General features: G+C 46.3%; 1 protein-coding gene. It reads left to right on the top strand.

Annotation, left to right across the window (positions count from 1 at the left end):
• A partial coding sequence (locus A3739_RS01640) for an insulinase family protein (RefSeq protein ID WP_197471948.1) occupies nucleotides 1-561 on the top strand: 561 nt, incomplete at both ends.

Genomic DNA, 561 nt, shown 5'->3' with positions numbered 1-561 from the left:
AAGAGCATCAAGAGACATTCCACAACAATGTCTTATCGCGTTTTGAGCGTTCAAATGATCTAGCTATTGTGACTGACGAAAAACGCTATTGTGCGCCGCTCACTGTCGTTGAAAATTACCCAATTGATGAAAACGATGGTATTGAAAATAAAACACACATCGTGATGTCTTGGTTGCTCGATCACAGCTTTGATTTAGAAAGCAATCTTGAAGCGCACTTGTTGTCGAACGTGTTGTTCGAGAACTCTGCAGCGCCATTGCAGAAAGCACTCGAGCAAACTGAACTAGGGCAGGCACCATCACCGTTGTGTGGACTTGAAGACTCTAATAAAGAAATGTTGTTTGCTTGTGGCATTGAGGGAAGCGAGCCGGAGCGCGTCGCAGAGTTCGAAAAGCTTGTGATTTCTGTTCTCGAAGATGTGGCACAGAACGGTGTTCCGCAAGAGCGACTAGAGGCTGTTCTTCATCAGTTAGAACTGAGTCAGCGAGAGATCTCTGGTGATAGCTACCCATATGGTCTGCAGTTGATTTTGGCAGGGTTGTCGCCGATGTTGCATGGCG

The sequence above is a fragment of the Oleiphilus sp. HI0067 genome (genome assembly GCF_001635735.1).
The sequence above is the reverse complement of the archived record's forward strand: the minus strand, read 5'-3'. Positions and strand labels throughout refer to the sequence as shown.